We start from the raw sequence: 18,454 nt of genomic DNA, 5'->3' as shown, positions 1-18,454 counted from the left end.
AGCTAACCATGAATACAGTTAAATTTCAAAATTCAAATGGTCAAGATATTACCATTGCAGCGAATATTCACTATCCATCAAACTTTGATGAAACACAAAAGTACGTAGCAATTGTTGTTGCTCATCCGGGTGGAGGCGTAAAAGAGCAGACCGCAGGTTTGTATGCGTCCAAGCTTGCTGAACAAGGTTTTATTGCAATTGCATTTGATGCAAGTTTTCAGGGCGAAAGCACAGGTTTACCTCGCCAGTTAGAAAACCCTTACATTCGCACAGAAGACATTAGTGCCGTGATTGATTATTTAACCACATTAAGCTATGTCGATGAAAACCGTATTGGGGCGATGGGTATTTGCGCGGGCGGTGGTTATGCCGCAAATGCTGCAATCAATGACCGCCGTATTAAAGCAGTAGGTACGGTAAGCGCAGTGAATATCGGTTCTATGTTCAGAAATGGTTGGGAAAACACAGTTAAAGATGCAGATGCTATTCCATACATCCAAGCGGGTTCAGATGCGCGTACAGCAGATGCAAATAGTGGAAATGTTGCAACCATTCCGCTTGCACCTTTAAAAGAAGAAGATGCACCAAATGAAGAGCTTCGTCAGGCGTGGGAATATTACCATACGCCAAGAGCTGAGCACCCTAACTCACCAGGGGTTGCAACCGCCCGTAGCTTAACTCAAATTATTACTTACGATGCTTATAACAAAGCCGAAGCTTTCTTAACTCAACCATTAATTGCAATTGCTGGAAGTGTTGCAGGTAGTAAATGGATGAGTGAAGACCTAATTCAGCGCGCTGCAAGTCAGGATAAAACTTTACATATTGTTGAAGGTTCAAACCACATGGAGTTATATGACATTCCTAAATATGTAAATGAAGCTTCGGACGTACTTGCTGATTTCTTTAAAATGAAATTATAAAATTACTACTATTCATTTAATAAAAGCCCGTTAATGGGCTTTTATTATTTAAGCGGAATTTGCTCATTTTATTGAAAGAACAATATTGCTTTAGACAGAAAATACCCATTTATAAACCAAACTTTAACAATATCTTATTCATTATTTATCCTTACTTTTTAATGATCTATTTTTAAAACAAATGTCATTTTGCGTGCTTGACTGTAAAAAGGTTGGGCACTATCCTTTGCCTGCTGGCCACATTGCCAGTCGGTTTTAGCAGACCGTGATGAAAGATCGCATCAGAGTTATTCCGTCTGAGGGATACTCTTATGTGTAAACTCCTAGTCTCCTCCCGTAGCGGTAGGACGGGAGAGGGACACCTTCGGGTGTGCTGGTTATATCTTTCACCAGTCTGCTAACCCTCTTCCGTTCTGCCACCATAAATTTAATGTCTGGCAGAACTCCCAATAAAAAGGAGTTGGCTTTGCACATCCATTATTTCTTGGCAACCTTTGCCAAAAGCTATAACGACACAACTTAAACATTTAAAGCAGTTTGATCGCTAATAAGCTTTTCAGGCTTTAAATCGTCTTAACCAAAAAACTTAATCAACAATAAAACTTGAGATGTGCCAAGCACAGTCTTTACGGGCTTTGCTATGCCTTTTTTTCTCCCGAAAATGGCAACGGTTTTTTATATCTCATTTATATACAACAATAATTTTTTATAACGGTAAAAATATGCCACATTCAGATCTCCCATTTCGTGCTTTAAGCGTACTACACACTTCCCGCTATCTTTTTAATAAATACGGCTTTCACAATGTTGGGGTAGACCGAATTGTTGAGTCGGCAAAAATCCCAAAAGCGACTTTTTATAACTACTTTCACTCAAAAGAAAGGCTAATTCAAATGAGCTTAACCTTTCAAACAGATGGCCTTAAACAAGAAGTGATTTCAATCATTCATATTCAAAAAGAATTAACCCTAGTTGAAAAACTGCGCAAGCTTTACTTTTTACATGCCGACTTAGAAGGGCTTTACCATTTACCTTTTAAAGCTATTTTTGAAATTGCGAAAACGCATCCAAAGGCCTATCAGGTGGTCGTTGACTACCGAAATTGGTTTATTAATGAAATCTATAATCTGCTTTTAACAACGAATGAAAATGCTTCGAAACAAGATGCACACATGTTTTTGTTTGTGATTGATGGGGCAATGGTTCAGCTTTTAGACCCTAACAAACCAGATGAAAGAGAGCGGTTACTTGAGTATTTTTTGTTGGGGTTTGGGTAATTTTTTTGATTATTTAATAGCCTAAGTGTTTAAGGGGTATATGTCATTTTTAGACAAAATTGATGTCATTAGCACACAAGTCAAGCCAATATAAATATGTTGAAATCAGATTTATCAAATGGGACTGAAATAAATGAGTAAGCCTAAAGTTATCGATATTTATTAAATATAATTTATTAATTTGTGGTGGAGGAGATTCAAAAACTATCAGAGTTAATAAATATTATATTGAGCTAGAAAAAATCATTAAGCCAAGTTTTTAATTATAAAAATATAAAACTAGGAAGGTGATTAATTATATTTAAAGGAAAGAATTCTATGTATATATCTAAACAAGGATGTATAGGTACACTCGTGCTTTTATATACGATGAGTGCAAATGCAGAAATTAGCCTAAAAGATAATTTTAAGTTCACAGCTAATTTTATTGATTTAGCGATGTATAGCCAAGAAAGTAATGTAGATGACAATTTTACTAATTCAGCAGGTTTGTTTTTAAATACTGAAATTAAATTAGCGAATGAAAGTCAGGATTTTGGGGTTTTAAAAGCACAATATGTGTTTAATGGTTTAAATGATGATGCACAGCTAAATACCTCAAACAATTGGTTTGGCGGAGTAGGAAGTTATGTTGGTGGAGCTATTGCTGCCAATGATTTGGCTTCATCCCAACTCAGTTTGCTGACTTGGGATAAGTATTGGAATGATAAGAAACTCTATACTTCCGTTGGGCGTACTAACCTAAGACGGTATTTCCTCTATAACAATTGTCAAAATATCCTGTTATGTACTGACCCGATCAAAGGGGCAATGGGTTCATTGCCGACTAACTATGCGTATTGGGGTGGTTATGCCAAATATAATTTATCAGACCATATCTATATGCATGCGGGAGTTTTTGAGGTCAACACAGATGATTATGTCTATAAGAAAAAAGGACTAGATTTTTCCTTTCATCATCAGCTAGGTTACAGCCAAGTATATGGTATGGGATATAAAGATAAAAATACTAAAGCAGAGTTATTATATTTTTATAATAATTCTGAATATCGTAATGCATATACTCAAGAAAAATATGATGGTACGGATGGATTAAATTTTAGATTTAATCATGATTTTAATAATCAAAATATTCCAACTGTATTTGGTGCTTACTCATATATTGATGAGAAAAACCAGCCTTATAAAAATTATTGGGAGCTTGGGTTAAGCTACAAAATCAATCAAGGTAAAAATCATTTAGGTGTGAAGTTCGGTCAGTCTCAACTCAATGATGATTATGTTTTAATGACAGAAAAAATTAATGGTAATAATAATAGAACAACCTCTTTTCTTTCTTTAGATACCGATATTAATTACAAACGTCTGACTCTAAGCCCATTCGTACAATACATCTGGAATCCGGATAACTACTACCGCTCTACAGGAAAAGCCTTCAATAGCAATGTGATTGTCGGTTTAGTCACTCAAATTAAGCTCTACTAAGGGAAAAAAAGATGAAGATTACAAAAATGAGCCTACTGTTCACTGGTCTATTCGTCAGTAGTGTCGCTTGTGCTGAATATAGCTGTCAGCAGTTGGAACTAAAGGACTGTCCAACGACCGTGGATAAAAAATTACCTGACCCACATGATATGTTGACATGGACACAACAACAAAGGGTGATTGGTTTTCGAAATACATTCCGTAGTTATGATGGCAGTGTTTTTCACCCTGATAAGAAGAACATACTTGCACTTCCAAAACTAAACAACAGCATTAAAAATAAGGATATCCATTACTCGGTAGATGGCAAAAATTATAATTTAAATGACTACTTAAAAAATCAAAGTGTTGCAGGTCTGATTGTATTAAAAGATGGCAAAATTGCTTATGAATATTACGGACAAGGGAACAATGAAACGACTTTATGGACTTCTCGTTCAGTGGCAAAGTCTATTGTAGCAACATTAATTGGAGTTGCTATTCAACAAGGTAAAATCAAATCGGTAGATGATCCAATCATTCAATACTTACCAGATTTAAAAGGAACTGCTTGGGAAAAAGTATCCTTAAAACAGCTTTTGCAGCATACATCAGGCGTTGAATGGAATGAAAACTATAAAGATCCAAATTCAGATTTTGCAAAAATGACTTACTGTGAGGCAGCTAATAATCCAGATGCTTGTGTCTATAAAAATGTGAAAAACCTTAAAGCGAAATATGAACCGGGAACGGTATGGTCATATAGCACAGGTGGGGCATATCTGGTGGGTAAAGTGTTAGAAGCTGCTACACATGAAAATATTGCTAAATACCTAGAAGATAACGTCTGGAAACGGGTAGGTATGGAGCGAGAAGGTGTTTGGCAATCTTATACCCGTAATCAAGTTGACATGGGTGGACATGGGTTTAATGCAACGTTACGTGATTATGCGCGTTTCGGACAATTTATATTGAATGAAGGACGTGTTTCTAATGGAGACAAGATGTTACCCGATGGTTGGACAGCCCAAGCGACCAAATGGAATCAAGCGAAAGGCTCTGTCTCAGAAAACTACCCAAAAGGCATATATGGTTTTCAATGGTGGAATTCACATGCCAAAAAAGGTTCGCCATTAAGCACACAAAATTCTGATGAAACTTTCTGGGGACTGGGTATTTTTGGACAGATGTTAGCCATTAACCCTAAAGACAACATTGTCATGATGCAGTGGAGTACATGGGAAACTGCAATGCCATCTGCTGAACTTGATAATGAAAAAAGTTTATTTTTTAATGCGGTAACTCAGCATCTTACCGAGCAAAAATAAGCAGTTTTCTATAGCTTAGATTGTCATGAAATTTTAACTTGATATTTAACAACGGTAATTTTAGAATCCGCCCAACAAATTTTTAGGAGCTTCAATGTGAGTACTTGCTCGAGTGACAGTAGTCGATCGGTAATAGTCTAAGTATCCACTGAAGTCCTGACAGACCTCTTTTTGTGGATGCAAGAAGAGGTTTTTTATTTCCATCTTTTCATTTCTATTATGAACCCATCATTTATTCATGACAGGTTGCAGTACTTGCATGTGCTCCGTGACTTATGGGAGTGATGCCAGTGTTATTTACTTTAAAGAAACGCTCACTTATTTCTGGTTTCTGTTTATTCGCATTATCTAACGCTAGCCATAGTGGACGACCTATGGTTGTTGACGATGCCGCTCTTGTTTCGCCAAAAACTTGTCAGCTAGAAACATGGGCACAGCATAACCCTGACAGCAAAGAATATTGGGCAACACCAGCCTGTAATTTTGGTGGGAATTTTGAATTTGCTGTAGGTGTGGGAAGATTAAACGATGATGCTGAGCACGTCAGTTATGCAACTTTACAAGGTAAAACCTTATTAAAACCTTTAGAAACGAATGATTGGGGAGTTGGTTTTTCTTTTGGCACACAAATCAATACTAAAGATTCTTCAAAAAAAGATTGGACGGTCAACGTTCCTTTAAGTGTTTCTACATTGGATGATAAGTTTTTAATACATGCCAACCTTGGTTGGTTACGTGAAAATACTACGCATAAAAATCAAACTACGTGGGGAATTGGAACCGGAACACAACTTGCTCATCCATTAACGCTCACTGCCGAAGTATATGGTAATGACCGAAATGATGCCTTTTACCAAACAGGTTTTCGATACATGGTCTATAAAGACCTTGTGCAATTAAACGCGAGTTATGGCAACCAAATGTCTCATCACAATAATGCTTTTTTCTCTGTCGGATTTGTATTTCTAACACAGCCTTTTTTACCTTAATGGCTTATGTGCATCTAAACCTATCAATAAATGTGACAGAATCTAACTTTTTATATCATGTAAATACGACTATCCTAATTGAACTTGAGCACATCCTTTTGAAGTGTTCGTTTTTTCGTTAGATTTTTAGGTATTTAAAAAATGAATAAAATGCACGTAACTTTAGCGGTCATTATTGGTTTAATTGTTGGTGGTGTAATAGGCGCTCTTGTTTACTCTAAAACTGCTGCACGTTATGACGCAATGACTACAGCCTGTGTCATGGTAAACCAAGCAGTTGAACATGGCATCTTGAAGCCAGAACAAGTGAAAGAGCTAGGTGAGCTAACAGGTCAAAGCCTTAAAAAAGATTATGAGTCAGTTGCATCCAAATTCAAATTCTCTGAAAAGCAATTAGGTAACGCATCTGAAGGTTCTAATTGTAGTCAATTTATTGTTGGGGTAAATGCTGCAAAATAACTACTCGAAAGCCCACAAACTGTGGGCTTTTTTATGAAGCCTATTTGGGGTGTCTACAAGATCAACTGAACATATGATCTATAAACTGCTATAATAATGATCAAAGTAAAATCTAAGCTTGCTCTAAAGGCAGGCTTTTTATATGTGCAGGCAAATCTGCTAGGAAATATGAAACGTTATTTAAAACCAACTCAATCAACCACTTCCACTTGGACCACAGAGCAAGACTGCTTCTTGATCGAAAATAACTTTCTTTCAATTCAGGAACTCATTGAACAGTTACCTTTTTCTGAAGAAGAAATACGAGTACGTAGAGCCGTTTTAGGTTTAGTGACGCGAGATAAACAGATGAAAACATATTAATTTTACCAAACGGTCAAAATAATATGAAAATAAATGTTTCTAATTATCTCTATTCAACCATTCATTTTTGCGGATGAGTTATCAAAACCATAATTTTTTTAGGTATTTTTATGGTGCACTTTACATAAAGTTCTAATTACTTACAAAGCACTCCAATAAGGATACCTTTAATTACACTACTTTAAGCATAATCAAAGACAGAAAACATTCATAGATCAGCACTTTATAACAATAGTACGGAGAGAGGTTAATGCCAAAGTATCTAGCTGTAGCCGAAAAGGTTTATAAAAATATTAAAAAAGATAGCTTATTCACTGATGACATTACTCAGAACCTTAACTGTTTAATTAGTCAGATTCGAAAAGCCATTAAAGGAACGGAGTTTAAGCTCAAGTTCAACTATATAGACTTTGAAGAAAACTTAACGAAACCGTTAAGTGAGTGCAAGGTCCAGATTGATTTGAGTGTTATGCCGAAGTTCGCAAATGAAGGTGAGTATCTTCTTTGGTTAGCTGGTTTTATCGAGCGAATCACAGAAGGGGGAAAACCTAAATTACCACCAATTTCGCATTTTTTGCCACCAGGTTTTAAGATGTCGAAAGATGCGTTTCCTGTGACTGTTGCTCCTGTAAAAGAAGAGCATGCTGACATGATCATCAATTATTTTAAATCTGAGGATTTTATTAAAACTAATAAAACTCCTTCATAAAAGAATATAGAAGTGAACGTCCACCTTGCTTCTATATACTGCTGGTTTTAAAGTTCAGCGACCGCCTTCTGGGGCGGTTTTTTTTACTCAAAAATAAAGACTGAGTTAACTTTTCTTTTTGAGTAAAGGCATATTTTTGACAATATTAAATGTATATAAATATACTCAAGATTAACTAATTTTTATAAATAACAATATATTGGCTGTATTCTTTAATAAAGAGAAATATACACTTTTCACATAAGCCATGTGTCTAGTAACGCAATTAAACATTTAGCTGTTCATAATCTTTAAAAAAAGAGAGATGAATGATATGAATGAAAATGCAGAGCTTATAAAATATATAGACGTTGCTGAAAACGTCTATGAACGGGTCTATGAAAATAACCAAGTTTCCAATAATTTGATTGTTAACCTTAACCGCATTATGGCGGAAATCAAAAAGCAGGCCGAAGAAAAAGACCTAAAGTTGAAATATAAATCGATCGATTTTGAATATTGCTTGAGCTTACCTTTAGCAGATCGAGATATAAAAATTGACCTTAGTTTGATTCCTCACTTTGAACACCGTGATGAATGCATTTTATGGCTAACGAACTTTATTGGAAAAATTAGTGTGCCTAAAAAGATGACGAAGCAGAAATTGAGTTTTAATTAATTTTTAAAGAACCGTTTTAAAATAGAAATAAGCAATTTAATGAATTTTTGTGGTGGCTAATATTTTATTAATAAAGTGACCAATCTCATCTAAAGCTTGATCTGACTTTTTAATAAAGCGATTGAACATTTGAAAGTTATGCCACATATTTTCATAGATAGAGAGTTCTGTGGTGACATAGAACTCTTGCGCACGCTTAGCCAGCTTAATTGCGTCATCAACTAAAATTTCTTCACTACCTGCTTGAATTAACAAGGGTGGAAGATTTTTAAGATTGGCAAAAAGTGGAGAAATACGTGGATCATTTGCTTTAAATTTTCCACGATAGCCTTCTCCGCCACGTTTTAATGCATAGCTTTTTATCATAGGGTCGCGGTCGATATTATTATGTATAGAAGGCGAACTTAAGGTGATATCAACATATGGTGATATCATAATCATTCCTGCTGGCAGCTTCTGCCCGCGATCTCGAAGCTCAATTGCCAAAGCTAGCGCTAAGGCACATCCACCCGAATCTCCTCCAAGAAAAATCTGTTTAGCCTTCCATCCTTCATTTATTAAATATTGATAAAAAGATTTCACGTCATCTAATGCAGCAGGATAGGGGTGTTCAGGAGCACGTCGATAGTCAAGCATATAAACTTTTACATTCGCTCTTGCTGCAAACTCAGAAGATAACGCTCTATGTGTTCTTGAGGAGCCAGCGAAAAAAGCGCCTCCATGACAATGTAGTAATACTCCTTGAACTGGTGTATTGGGTGTTGCAACTTCGGCCTTAATCTCATTAAAGGTTTGGGAATTTTTAATTTTGATTTTATTTATTTTTACATCAGTTCTAGGTTTAAAAATTGTTGAGCCTACTTCCATTGCGCCCCGTAAAATAGGCAATGGTAAAGGTAGACCGCTAGCTAGTTTGAAACTTACTCGTAAACTAGTTTTTACTAAAGATTCAGATATTTGATCAAATATATTCTGTTCCATGATATTTTCCTTTCCCAGTTTTTAACTTGCTTTTTGATTGCTATTAAATTGAGAATTGCTTTTAAATGAGACTATGTAATCTTCAAGATTACATTTAGCCAAACGCGATCTCATTTCAAATGTGGTCCATGGCCATAAAGTACTGTTTTTCCCATTTTTATCAATGAAATAACTACGACAACCACCCGTATTCCAAACCGTATTTTTCAATGCGGCTTGTACTTCATCGTTATATCTATCTAAAACTTCTTTGCGAATTTCGATGCTTGTAATCTCGTCTTTACAGACTTTTTTAAGTGTGTCAATGATATAGGCCAGTTGTGCCTCAATAATGATGAGAGCCGATGAGCTAACCGCAATATTTGGTCCAAACATGACAAAGGCATTTGGACAACTCTCTACAACTGTTCCCAAATAACCTTTAGCACTTCCTTGCCATACTTCATCCATAGTTTTCCCATTTTTATTTCGGATTTTTTTTGCAATTGGTGGGTTACTGACTTCAAATCCTGTACCAAAAATAATGGCATCGACTTCATGTTTTGTACCGTCACTTGCAATTAGAGTGTTTCCAACAATTTCTTTTACTCCACAAGGCAACACATTTACATTCGGTTGAGCTAATGCCGGATACCATTGATTTGACTGTAAAATTCGTTTACAGCCGATAGTAAAGTTGGGTACGAGTTGTTCACGTAGAACAGGATCTTTAACTCCTAATTTAATATTCCATTTTGCTAATTTTTCAATTTGCTCAATAAGTTTAGGGTGATGCATGCTTGAATTAAGAGATTCAAAAATGCCGTACACTCCATATCGAGTAAGTCGTTGAGTAATCGGAATAAGTTTAAATAAGGTGTGTGTTAGTTTTGGCAGACTTTGGTCCATCTTTGGGAGTACCCATTGAGGTGTACGTTGAAACAAAACTAGCTTTTCAACTTTAGACTGTATTTCTGGTACAAATTGAATTGCTGAAGCACCTGCACCAATAACTGCTACCTTTTTTCCAGTTAAATCAAAACTGTGGTTCCATTTAGCAGAGTGGAAACTAACGCCTTTAAACGTTTTAATACCCTCAATTTTTGGAAGTACTGGCTCATGCATTGGACCGCCTGCCATAATCACAAACTGGGCATAAATAGGCCCGTGATTTGTTTTTATAACCCAATGTTTAGCTTGAGTGTCCCAAGCACTTTCAAGCATCTCATACCCGAAGCGGACATACTTTTCGACATCAAATTTTTTAGCTACATCTTGAATATATTCTTTAATTTCTTGTTGCTGTGCAAATACACGACTCCATTTTGGGTTGGGTGCAAATGAGTAAGAATATAAGGCAGAAGGTACATCACATGCGCAGCCAGGATAAGTATTTGCTCTCCACACGCCACCAATTTCATTTGCTTTTTCTAATACGACAAGATCAGTAAAACCAGCTTCCTTTAGTTTGATTACGGCACCAATACCTGCAAAACCAGCACCAATAACAACGACTTGGAATTTTTCAACTTGATTCATAGTATTTATCCTTATTTTGTTTGAGAGAGTTGATTTAGGCGTTGGATATAAGATTTTCTGTCGTTTTGGTCTAATCCTTTCAAAATACGGTCATCACCAATTAACTTGCGGAAACCTGTATTAAGCCAGAATGGAATGAGGCCATATGCTTTAGGTGTGTGGGTCAGGTAATTCGGGACAGCAATTTCAGAAATTTTATGTTCAACAGCTTTGATAATTGCATCAGCTACATCTTGAGGCTCAACTGTGGGAATGGGTAATCCGTCTCCTGTGCCCGATGATAATTCTGTTGTCACTTTTGAAGGTAAAACGGCGGAAAGACCAATAGGTGTATCTCTTAATTCTTGTTGCATCGCCGAGGTTAAACCCACTACAGCAAATTTGGTCGCACAATAAATGCTTGCTCCAGGAATAGGGTATTTACCAGCTAAAGATGCAACATTCACAATATGACCAGTTTGACGCTCAAGCATTTTAGGTAAAACTGCTTTCATGCCATGAATCACACCTCGTAAATTAATATCGATTTGCGCATCCGTAATGGCTTGAGTTTCTTCAATCATGGCGCCCATAGGCATGATGCCGGCATTATTTATAAGAATATCTATAGGACCTAATTCTTTTTCTACTTGCTCTACAAATTCATGAAACGATTTTTGTAAGCGTACATCAAGGTAACCTCCATAACCTTGAACTTTAAAAGCAGCTTGTTTTGCTAATTCTAAATCAATATCTCCTATAGCAACCTTTGCACCCAATTTCCTAAAAGCGAATGCTGTAGCTAATCCTATGCCACGTCCGCCACCTGTAATCAAAACAACCTTGTTCGAAAAAGCTGGTTTCTTGCTCATTTTTGTTCCTTTTCTTAGTCAAAAAAACACCAGTTCGGAACATAATGTCACTATCGGAATGAAGTGTCAATTTTTGATTTTAACGTTCTATCGTTTTTTCCATAAAGTTCTGATAAAATTTTTGATATGAATAATCAAACAACTCTTTCGCGTGCTGAACGCCAACGCCTTCAATTACAAGCAGAAATTATTGAAGCTGCCTTTCTTGAATTTTCTGAACGCGGTTATCATCAAACTGCGATTTCTGACATTGCAAAAAGGTTAGGGATAGGGCATGGAACTTTTTATCGTCATTTTGAGAATAAAAGGGATATTCTTGATAATGTAATTAGCGATACCATGTTAAAAATTACTGCTTTATTAGCTGATGAAAATGCACCTAATGCAGTATCTACACTTGATGACTATATCGCTCAATGCGAAAGGATTTCTTTAAAGTTTCAAGAGTTTGCGATAGAAAATCCGAATACACTCCGTTTAATTTTGTTGGAAGCTACTTCTATCGATAAAGAGATGAATGCTCAAATTAGTAACCTTCTGCAAGTAGGTGGACTTTTTACGGCAAACTATCTACAAAATGGAATAGATCGAGGTTATTTAAAATCTGACTTAGATACACAAATGACAGGTCATGCAGTTGTAGGAATGATTATTGCGGGTGCCTTGCAATTTTTATTGGCGAATCAAGACTCAAAATTTCTTAAACAATACAGTAAAGCAGCGATTGAACTTATGATGTCTGGAGTGGCTTCTAAAAGCGCTTAATTAAAAAAGGTTTAGACTAGGTCTGGCTTATACTTTATTGCAGATCGACATTTCATAATTAGAAAATGACATAGAGCACTTTAAAATGAAAAAGCTTACAATAACCTTTGCTGTTTTGGTTCAACTATCCACCTATGGCTTAGCCAATGATTCTACGGGTTACGTTGGTACAGGTGGAATTCAATATCTCAAAAATTCGCAGATTGCCATGCAAAGCGAAGATCTATTTATTAGTAAAAAACGAATTAAAGTCGACTACTTCTATAAAAACCTAAGTAATAAAGACGTCACTGAAACGATTTTATTTCCGCTACCACGCATTGATAATTTCTTTGAGTCTGACTTTGCTCACACCGAAGAGCTTCTAAAAAGTTTTAAGATTGTGGTGGATGGTAAAAATATTAAACCAGAAATGCACGTGCGAACGTTTATTCAAAAAGATGAAAAATCACAGCTGATTGATGTAACGGATGAGTTTAAGCAGTGTGGTTTTAATGAAAAAGACATGCTTAATCCGTGGACTCGTACTAACTATGATTATGAGTATTATGTAGATAAGTTAAAGAAGTGTAATAAGCCACAAATACAGAAAATTTTAGCCAATTTTAAAAAAGATGACGTGATTCCGTGGTCATCTCAAGTGATCTATAGTTGGAAGCAGACCTTTAAAGCCAATAGTTTGACTAAAATTCAGCATGAATATAAACCGTTGGTGGGTGGCTCTGTTGCTCTCTATCCAGATGAATATAACCAGCAATTTTGTATGGATAAACAATTTAAGCAGGGCTTAAAAAAAGCCAGTTCAGAAAATTCGCCGTTTAGTGCACTGGGCTATATTTTGACGACGGGTGCAAATTGGGCAAAGCCGATTGAAAACTTTAAGCTCACCATTGAGCGCGATAAAGACGAACTGGTTTCATTTTGTTGGGATGGGCAAGTCAAAAAGATTAGCCCAACTCAATTTCAAATGACTAAAACCAAGTTTGTACCTAAAAAAGACCTAGATATTATTTTTGTCAAAGTTAGATAAGCTCATACAAACTCTAAACTGTATAAAATTGCATCACTCTTGATTATGTGACATAACTTAATGATGGCACATAATAACAAGAGGATGTCGCAATGTTACTTAAGGGAAAAGTGGCTGTCATTTTTGGAGGCAGTGGAGCAATTGGCACTGCAATTGCGAAGGTCTTTATTCGTGAAGGTGCACGTGTTTATTTGTGTGCAAGAGATTTAAATAAACTTCAAAATATTGCGGCACAACTTCATCAACTTGGAGGTGCGGTTCATACGGCCAACGTTGATGTGTTAGACAGTCAGTCAATAAATAATACCGTGGCTCAAATTACTCAAGATACAGGTGGGCTCGATTTAGTCATCAATGCGACCAGTTTTATACATAATCAAGGCAAAGAAATTTTGGAATTAAACCTTGATGAGTTCGTTGGGGGAATAAACCCATTTCTTACAGCTCAGTTTAATATCTCTAAAGCTGTGGTGCCTTTTATGGGGGGGGATCGTGGCGGAACAATGATTTCAATTGTGGCACCTTCAGCTCGGATGGCAATACCGGGCCATCTGGGGCATATTGTGGGCTGTGCCGGAATCGAAGCTTTTATTAAAGCACTGGCTAGTGAGTTAGGCCCTAAGAATATACGAGTACTGGGTGTTCGCTCACATGCAATTGTTGATGCTGTTCAAGCTGGTTCCTACACGCGTGAATTATTTGAGTCAAAAGCACAGGCAATGGGACTCAGCATAGGACAATGGCTTGAAGGTGCGGCTCAGGGCACTATGCTAAAACGGTTACCGACACTTTCACAAGTTGCAGAAACTGTCGCTTTTCTTGCCTCGGAGCATGCGAACTCAATGACAGCAACCGTGGTAAACATGACCGCTGGTGCAATAGTTGATTAGTACTGAGCTTGATATTAATGATAAAGATTTAAATCGATTTAAATAAAAATGAATAAATGGCTAGCCTAATCAGGCTAAGAACTTACATACTATAAAAGTAAAGGAATTTTTAAGACAGGATGAAACGTGAATTTAAAGAATCTTGAAGCATTTTATTGGGTTGTGACTTTAAATAGCTTCAATAAGGCTGCGACTAAATTACAAACTACCCAGCCTGCAGTATCTCAAAAAATCACATCTCTTGAAAATGAATTGGGCTTTAAAGTTTTAGATCGAAACTATCGGCAGTTTAAACCGACTCATAAAGGCTTAACTTTATTTAAGTATGCCGAAAAATTTATGCGCCTAGAAACAGATCTGGTGGCTGAACTGACTGAAAATCAGCACCTGACTGGCACTATTCGTTTAGGGGTTTCCGAAACTATTGTTTATACGTGGTTAGTTGAATATATCGAAAAGGTTCAACAAGAGTTTCCAAAAATTTCAGTCGAAATTGTGGTGGACCTGACACCTAACTTACAAGAGGGCGTTCGAACAGGCGACTTGGACATGGCTTTTTTGCTTGGACCAACATTGGCTTTTGAGTGTATTGAACAAGCATTGTGTGACTTTGAATTAAGTTTCTTGGCGTCACCTTCCTTTAAAGGTGGTGTAGCTCAAATGTCTTTTAAAACTTTAATGTCACATACCATTTTAACTTACCCCAAAATTACCTATCCCTATAAAGAATTGAAAGCCAGAATGAAAGAACAAGGAATTGATGAACCACTCTCAATTACCAGTTATTCATTAGCGACTTTATTGCGTCTAGCCGAGCAGGGCCTAGGTATTGCTGTCGTGCCGACCTTAACGGCGCTAAAAGAAATTACCGACGGACGACTAGAAATATTAAATACACCCATTCAGTTAAAGACGTTTCATTTCACCTCAATCTACATTCAAGGAAATGATGTTGCTTTGAAAGAAAAACTAACCGAAGTTGCCGTTAGGGTGTCGGAAAGTGCCATGAAAAGCCTCAATGAGAAAATCCAAAAATAAGCGATACTTTTATTTCACATAAAATATTTTTTCTTATTTTAAATAAGCTGCTTGCATACAAAGTCATAAAAGCAGCTTATCTCGTTCAATAAGTAAAACTTATCCTGCTTTTTTAATAAAATATAAACCATTTAAAATCAAATACTTGGGTTTTTGATTTTATGTAAAAAGTCTTATTGTCCGTAGGGTCTAGCTATGTTTTTATTTTAGATACAAGATTTGATCACCGATTGTGTTGATTGGGGAACAGGGAATCTTTGTCATTTTAAAGGATTAAAGAATATTGTTTGGGAAAAATGATGTTCTTGGTTCAACCTGAAAATAGCGTTGTTAAGCTCAAATGGATGAGGAACGCATTAATATGTCTTTACTGAAATCTTCTTTTTTATCAGATCGCCAATGGGCCATTGTAGCCTCAATCTTTATGATGGCGACCTCTGCAATGGGGCCCGGATTTTTAACCCAAACTGCTGTATTTACAGTGAAGTTAGGGGCGGCATTTGGCTTTGCCATTTTAGTTTCCATTCTGATTGATTATGTGGTTCAACAAAATATTTGGCGAGTGGTCACACTTACTCAAATGCGTGCATCAGACATTGCCAATAAAGCATTACCGGGTAGTGGTTATTTACTGGCGTTTCTGGTGATTTTGGGTGGTTTTTTCTTTAGTGTCGGTAACATTGCAGGTGCAGCTTTAGGTTTAAATGCACTTTTTGGCCTAGACACAAAATGGGGCGGTATTTTAAGTGGTGCGTTAGCCATTTTGATTTTTGCATCAAGAAAAGCAACGCTTGCTATGGATAAAAGCATGATCGTGTTGGGATTGCTTAAAATCCTCCTGATTATTATTGTTGCCGTTATTGTAATGCCTCCAGTTGGGCAAGCTGTACATCAAACCTTTGCTCCAGATCAGATCGACTTTGCCATTATTACCACTATTGTTGGCGGTACGGTTGGTGGCTACATCTGCTATGCAGGTGCCCATCGTTTACTCGATAAAGGTGCTGTTGGCCCTGAAAATATTGATGAAGTCGCTAAAGCTGCAACCAAGGGCATTATTGTTGTCGGCATCATGCGCTACGTGTTGTTTTTAGCGTTTTTAGGTGTGGTGGTGAGTGGCGCAACGATTGATTTAGCCAGCCATGACGCCAATCCAGCAGCTCAAGCATTCCAATATGCAGCGGGTACATTTGGTTTTAAATTATTTGGTTTAATTTTCTGGGCAGCCGGCATTAGTAGCACCATTGGCGCAGCATATACTTCAGTGTCATTCTTTACTGCGTTTAAAAAGAACTTAACACCAAAACAAACCAACTATACAACCATTACCTTCATTGCATTAGCTTTATTGCTCTATGTGTTATTGGGTGCAACTCCAGCAGGTCTACTCATTTTTGTAGGTGGTTTTAACGGATTGGTGTTGCCAATTGGTCTTACAATTTTTGTGTATGTTGCTGCATGCCGTAAAGATTTAATGGGTAATTACAACTATCCAAAATGGTTGCTTATTTTGGGTGGGTTAACATGTCTGTTGACATGGTGGATGGGCTATATGTCATTTACGACAGTATTTAACTATTTGACCAAGCTTTAAGTCAGACTTTGTTAAGTGATAAAGGAATAATGCCATGTTTGTAGATTTAAATAGTGATTTGGGTGAAAGCTTTGGTTCATGGAAAATGGGTAATGATGATCAGATCTTACCTGTCGTGACCAGTGCCAATATTGCGTGTGGCTTCCATGCTGGCGACCCGCTCGGTATTTTAAAAACGGTTCGTAAAGCAGTGGAGCTTGGTGTGACCATTGGTGCTCACGTGTCTTATCCAGACCTTGTTGGTTTTGGTCGCCGTAATATGGATTTGTCACGTGATGAGCTTATTGCCGATGTGCTTTATCAAATTTCTGCACTCGATGGTTTGGCGAAAGTGGCAGGCTCAAAAGTGCAGTACGTTAAACCACATGGCGCGCTTTATAACACTATTGCCCATGACCAAGCTCAGGCAGCCGCAGTGATTGATGCGATTAAAATGTATAACCCTGAATTGGTTTTAGTGGCTTTGGCGGGATCGAACTTAGTCGAGCAGGCACGAGCTGCTGGCTTAAAAGTGGTATCTGAAGCATTTGCAGACCGCGCTTATAACAGCGATGGTTCACTGGTGTCTCGTCGTCTCGAAGGTGCGGTTTTACACGACTCTGCATTTGTTGCGAGCCGTGTGGTTTCAATGCTTAAAAATGGTGGGGTCGAGTCAATTGATGGGGTATTTACTCCAATTCAGGCCGACACCATTTGCCTACATGGTGACACCGACGGTGCATTAGAGATGTCAGCAGCCATTAAAGCCGAGCTTGTAAAAAATAATATTGAAATCCGCCCGTTTGTAAACAAAGCATAAGGATGAGCACCATGTATAAGGATATTAAAGTCGACCCAGCTCAGCTTGAAGCCGCATTAGATGCGCGTTTAAAAATCCGTGCAGGTTTTGATAAACCGACAGCAGGCATGGCTGCGGGCATGACGCAGGTCAACATGATTTCGGTGCCAAAAGAGTGGGCATATGACTTTTTGCTTTACGCACACCGTAACCCGCAAAGCTGCCCAGTGCTTGATGTGCTCGAAGAAGGCATTTATGCAACTAAGCTTGCGGCAGACTCAGACATCCGAACCGACTTCCCACGTTATCGCATTTGGAAAGATGGCGAAATGGTCGATGAAGTGACCGATGCGAGCGAGATTTATAACGCGCATCCTGATTTGGTGACTTTCTTAATTGGCTGTAGTTTTTCGTTTGAAACCGCTCTGCAAGAAGCGGGTATTGAAGTTCGCCATATTCATGACGATACCAATGTGCCGATGTATTTGAGCAATATCAAGTGTGAACCAGCAGGGCGTATTTCAGGAAATATGGTGGTTTCCATGCGACCAATTCCATCGCATCAAATTAGTGAAGCGGTAAAAATTACCGCACGTATGCCAAGTGTGCATGGTGCACCTGTACATATTGGGCACCCTGAAAGCTTAGGAATTTCGGATGTAAATAAGCCAGACTTTGGCGACGCTTCTCGTATTGAAGAAGGTGAAATTCCAGTGTTTTGGGCGTGTGGGGTAACACCGCAAGCCGCCGTTATGAACTCGAAAATTCCTTTTGCTATTAGTCATGCACCAGGTCACATGTTTATTACCGACATTCCTGACCGCGCTTGGATTGGCTAA

Annotated in this window: 19 protein-coding genes; 16 read left to right on the top strand and 3 right to left on the bottom strand. The window is 37.5% G+C overall.

What is annotated here, in order from left to right; genetic code table 11:
• Nucleotides 1–8: 8 nt before the first annotated feature.
• From K6I41_RS12145 to K6I41_RS12100, 9 genes are all read left to right on the top strand, one after another.
• The gene (locus K6I41_RS12145) at nucleotides 9–923 is read left to right on the top strand and encodes an alpha/beta hydrolase (RefSeq protein ID WP_250374423.1); all 915 of its coding nucleotides are present in this window, start codon (nucleotides 9–11) and stop codon (nucleotides 921–923) included.
• Nucleotides 924–1,645: 722 nt separating this feature from the next.
• Nucleotides 1,646–2,200, top strand: coding sequence for a TetR/AcrR family transcriptional regulator (locus K6I41_RS12135; protein WP_250374422.1), 555 nt, complete (start codon nucleotides 1,646–1,648; stop codon nucleotides 2,198–2,200).
• Between the two features lie 318 nt (nucleotides 2,201–2,518).
• Nucleotides 2,519–3,685 carry a carbohydrate porin gene (locus K6I41_RS12130; protein WP_250374421.1) on the top strand — a complete coding sequence of 389 codons (1,167 nt, stop codon included), beginning with the start codon at nucleotides 2,519–2,521 and terminating at the stop codon, nucleotides 3,683–3,685.
• Between the two features lie 11 nt (nucleotides 3,686–3,696).
• Nucleotides 3,697–4,992: a serine hydrolase domain-containing protein gene (locus K6I41_RS12125; RefSeq protein WP_250374420.1), complete on the top strand. Its 1,296-nt coding sequence runs from the start codon at nucleotides 3,697–3,699 to the stop codon at nucleotides 4,990–4,992.
• 284 nt (nucleotides 4,993–5,276) lie between these two features.
• Nucleotides 5,277–5,981 (top strand): PA4824 family protein, encoded by a 705-nt coding sequence (locus K6I41_RS12120; protein WP_250374419.1) that lies wholly within the window; start codon nucleotides 5,277–5,279, stop codon nucleotides 5,979–5,981.
• Between the two features lie 141 nt (nucleotides 5,982–6,122).
• Nucleotides 6,123–6,440: a hypothetical protein gene (locus tag K6I41_RS12115; protein ID WP_250374418.1), complete on the top strand. Its 318-nt coding sequence runs from the start codon at nucleotides 6,123–6,125 to the stop codon at nucleotides 6,438–6,440.
• A gap of 168 nt (nucleotides 6,441–6,608) precedes the next feature.
• Nucleotides 6,609–6,803 carry a hypothetical protein gene (locus tag K6I41_RS12110; protein WP_250374417.1) on the top strand — a complete coding sequence of 65 codons (195 nt, stop codon included), beginning with the start codon at nucleotides 6,609–6,611 and terminating at the stop codon, nucleotides 6,801–6,803.
• Between the two features lie 250 nt (nucleotides 6,804–7,053).
• The gene (locus K6I41_RS12105) at nucleotides 7,054–7,512 is read left to right on the top strand and encodes a hypothetical protein (RefSeq protein ID WP_005303898.1); all 459 of its coding nucleotides are present in this window, start codon (nucleotides 7,054–7,056) and stop codon (nucleotides 7,510–7,512) included.
• Nucleotides 7,513–7,825: 313 nt separating this feature from the next.
• On the top strand, nucleotides 7,826–8,170 hold the full coding sequence (locus tag K6I41_RS12100; protein ID WP_005303900.1) for a hypothetical protein: 345 nt from the start codon (nucleotides 7,826–7,828) through the stop codon (nucleotides 8,168–8,170).
• Nucleotides 8,171–8,206: 36 nt separating this feature from the next.
• Here the strand turns inward: K6I41_RS12100 and K6I41_RS12095 are convergent, their stop codons facing one another.
• From K6I41_RS12095 to K6I41_RS12085, 3 genes are read right to left on the bottom strand one after another with little or no spacing between them, the layout of a single operon-like run.
• On the bottom strand, nucleotides 8,207–9,151 hold the full coding sequence (locus tag K6I41_RS12095) for an alpha/beta hydrolase (RefSeq protein ID WP_250374416.1): 945 nt from the start codon (nucleotides 9,149–9,151) through the stop codon (nucleotides 8,207–8,209).
• A 21-nt stretch (nucleotides 9,152–9,172) separates the two neighbouring features.
• Nucleotides 9,173–10,669, bottom strand: coding sequence for a flavin-containing monooxygenase (locus K6I41_RS12090; protein ID WP_250374415.1), 1,497 nt, complete (start codon nucleotides 10,667–10,669; stop codon nucleotides 9,173–9,175).
• Between the two features lie 11 nt (nucleotides 10,670–10,680).
• On the bottom strand, nucleotides 10,681–11,520 hold the full coding sequence (locus K6I41_RS12085; protein ID WP_250374414.1) for an SDR family oxidoreductase: 840 nt from the start codon (nucleotides 11,518–11,520) through the stop codon (nucleotides 10,681–10,683).
• 126 nt (nucleotides 11,521–11,646) lie between these two features.
• On the opposite strand from K6I41_RS12085, the gene K6I41_RS12080 reads away from it, so the two are divergent.
• The 7 genes from K6I41_RS12080 to K6I41_RS12050 all read left to right on the top strand — a co-directional run bounded on the left by K6I41_RS12080 (nucleotide 11,647) and on the right by K6I41_RS12050 (nucleotide 18,454).
• Complete coding sequence (locus K6I41_RS12080; RefSeq protein ID WP_250374413.1) at nucleotides 11,647–12,285, top strand: TetR/AcrR family transcriptional regulator; 639 nt, start codon at nucleotides 11,647–11,649, stop codon at nucleotides 12,283–12,285.
• Nucleotides 12,286–12,370: 85 nt separating this feature from the next.
• Complete coding sequence (locus tag K6I41_RS12075; protein ID WP_250374412.1) at nucleotides 12,371–13,315, top strand: DUF4424 family protein; 945 nt, start codon at nucleotides 12,371–12,373, stop codon at nucleotides 13,313–13,315.
• A gap of 92 nt (nucleotides 13,316–13,407) precedes the next feature.
• Nucleotides 13,408–14,205 (top strand): SDR family NAD(P)-dependent oxidoreductase, encoded by a 798-nt coding sequence (locus K6I41_RS12070; RefSeq protein WP_250374411.1) that lies wholly within the window; start codon nucleotides 13,408–13,410, stop codon nucleotides 14,203–14,205.
• 126 nt (nucleotides 14,206–14,331) lie between these two features.
• Nucleotides 14,332–15,243: a LysR family transcriptional regulator MumR gene (gene mumR, locus K6I41_RS12065; RefSeq protein ID WP_005303905.1), complete on the top strand. Its 912-nt coding sequence runs from the start codon at nucleotides 14,332–14,334 to the stop codon at nucleotides 15,241–15,243.
• A 340-nt stretch (nucleotides 15,244–15,583) separates the two neighbouring features.
• Entirely contained in the window at nucleotides 15,584–16,837 is a 1,254-nt protein-coding gene (locus K6I41_RS12060; protein WP_081399177.1) for an NRAMP family divalent metal transporter, read from the top strand.
• Nucleotides 16,838–16,871: 34 nt separating this feature from the next.
• Complete coding sequence (locus K6I41_RS12055) at nucleotides 16,872–17,636, top strand: LamB/YcsF family protein (RefSeq protein ID WP_000496072.1); 765 nt, start codon at nucleotides 16,872–16,874, stop codon at nucleotides 17,634–17,636.
• A gap of 2 nt (nucleotides 17,637–17,638) precedes the next feature.
• Nucleotides 17,639–18,454: a putative hydro-lyase gene (locus K6I41_RS12050; RefSeq protein WP_250374410.1), complete on the top strand. Its 816-nt coding sequence runs from the start codon at nucleotides 17,639–17,641 to the stop codon at nucleotides 18,452–18,454.

It is taken from the genome of Acinetobacter sp. AS23, assembly GCF_023612055.1.
Lineage (GTDB): Bacteria > Pseudomonadota > Gammaproteobacteria > Pseudomonadales > Moraxellaceae > Acinetobacter > Acinetobacter oleivorans.
This window is presented reverse-complemented; position numbering and strand designations above follow the sequence as displayed.

Bases quoted from the DNA above. Each gene is read 5' to 3' on its own strand.
- K6I41_RS12145 (WP_250374423.1), top strand. From the start codon at position 9: ATGAATACAGTTAAATTTCAAAATTCAAATGGTCAAGATATTACCATT.
- K6I41_RS12135 (WP_250374422.1), top strand. From the start codon at position 1,646: ATGCCACATTCAGATCTCCCATTTCGTGCTTTAAGCGTACTACACACT.
- K6I41_RS12130 (WP_250374421.1), top strand. From the start codon at position 2,519: ATGTATATATCTAAACAAGGATGTATAGGTACACTCGTGCTTTTATAT.
- K6I41_RS12125 (WP_250374420.1), top strand. From the start codon at position 3,697: ATGAAGATTACAAAAATGAGCCTACTGTTCACTGGTCTATTCGTCAGT.
- K6I41_RS12120 (WP_250374419.1), top strand. From the start codon at position 5,277: ATGCCAGTGTTATTTACTTTAAAGAAACGCTCACTTATTTCTGGTTTC.
- K6I41_RS12115 (WP_250374418.1), top strand. From the start codon at position 6,123: ATGAATAAAATGCACGTAACTTTAGCGGTCATTATTGGTTTAATTGTT.
- K6I41_RS12110 (WP_250374417.1), top strand. From the start codon at position 6,609: ATGAAACGTTATTTAAAACCAACTCAATCAACCACTTCCACTTGGACC.
- K6I41_RS12105 (WP_005303898.1), top strand. From the start codon at position 7,054: ATGCCAAAGTATCTAGCTGTAGCCGAAAAGGTTTATAAAAATATTAAA.
- K6I41_RS12100 (WP_005303900.1), top strand. From the start codon at position 7,826: ATGAATGAAAATGCAGAGCTTATAAAATATATAGACGTTGCTGAAAAC.
- K6I41_RS12095 (WP_250374416.1), bottom strand. From the start codon at position 9,151: ATGGAACAGAATATATTTGATCAAATATCTGAATCTTTAGTAAAAACT.
- K6I41_RS12090 (WP_250374415.1), bottom strand. From the start codon at position 10,669: ATGAATCAAGTTGAAAAATTCCAAGTCGTTGTTATTGGTGCTGGTTTT.
- K6I41_RS12085 (WP_250374414.1), bottom strand. From the start codon at position 11,520: ATGAGCAAGAAACCAGCTTTTTCGAACAAGGTTGTTTTGATTACAGGT.
- K6I41_RS12080 (WP_250374413.1), top strand. From the start codon at position 11,647: ATGAATAATCAAACAACTCTTTCGCGTGCTGAACGCCAACGCCTTCAA.
- K6I41_RS12075 (WP_250374412.1), top strand. From the start codon at position 12,371: ATGAAAAAGCTTACAATAACCTTTGCTGTTTTGGTTCAACTATCCACC.
- K6I41_RS12070 (WP_250374411.1), top strand. From the start codon at position 13,408: ATGTTACTTAAGGGAAAAGTGGCTGTCATTTTTGGAGGCAGTGGAGCA.
- K6I41_RS12060 (WP_081399177.1), top strand. From the start codon at position 15,584: ATGGATGAGGAACGCATTAATATGTCTTTACTGAAATCTTCTTTTTTA.
- K6I41_RS12055 (WP_000496072.1), top strand. From the start codon at position 16,872: ATGTTTGTAGATTTAAATAGTGATTTGGGTGAAAGCTTTGGTTCATGG.
- K6I41_RS12050 (WP_250374410.1), top strand. From the start codon at position 17,639: ATGAGCACCATGTATAAGGATATTAAAGTCGACCCAGCTCAGCTTGAA.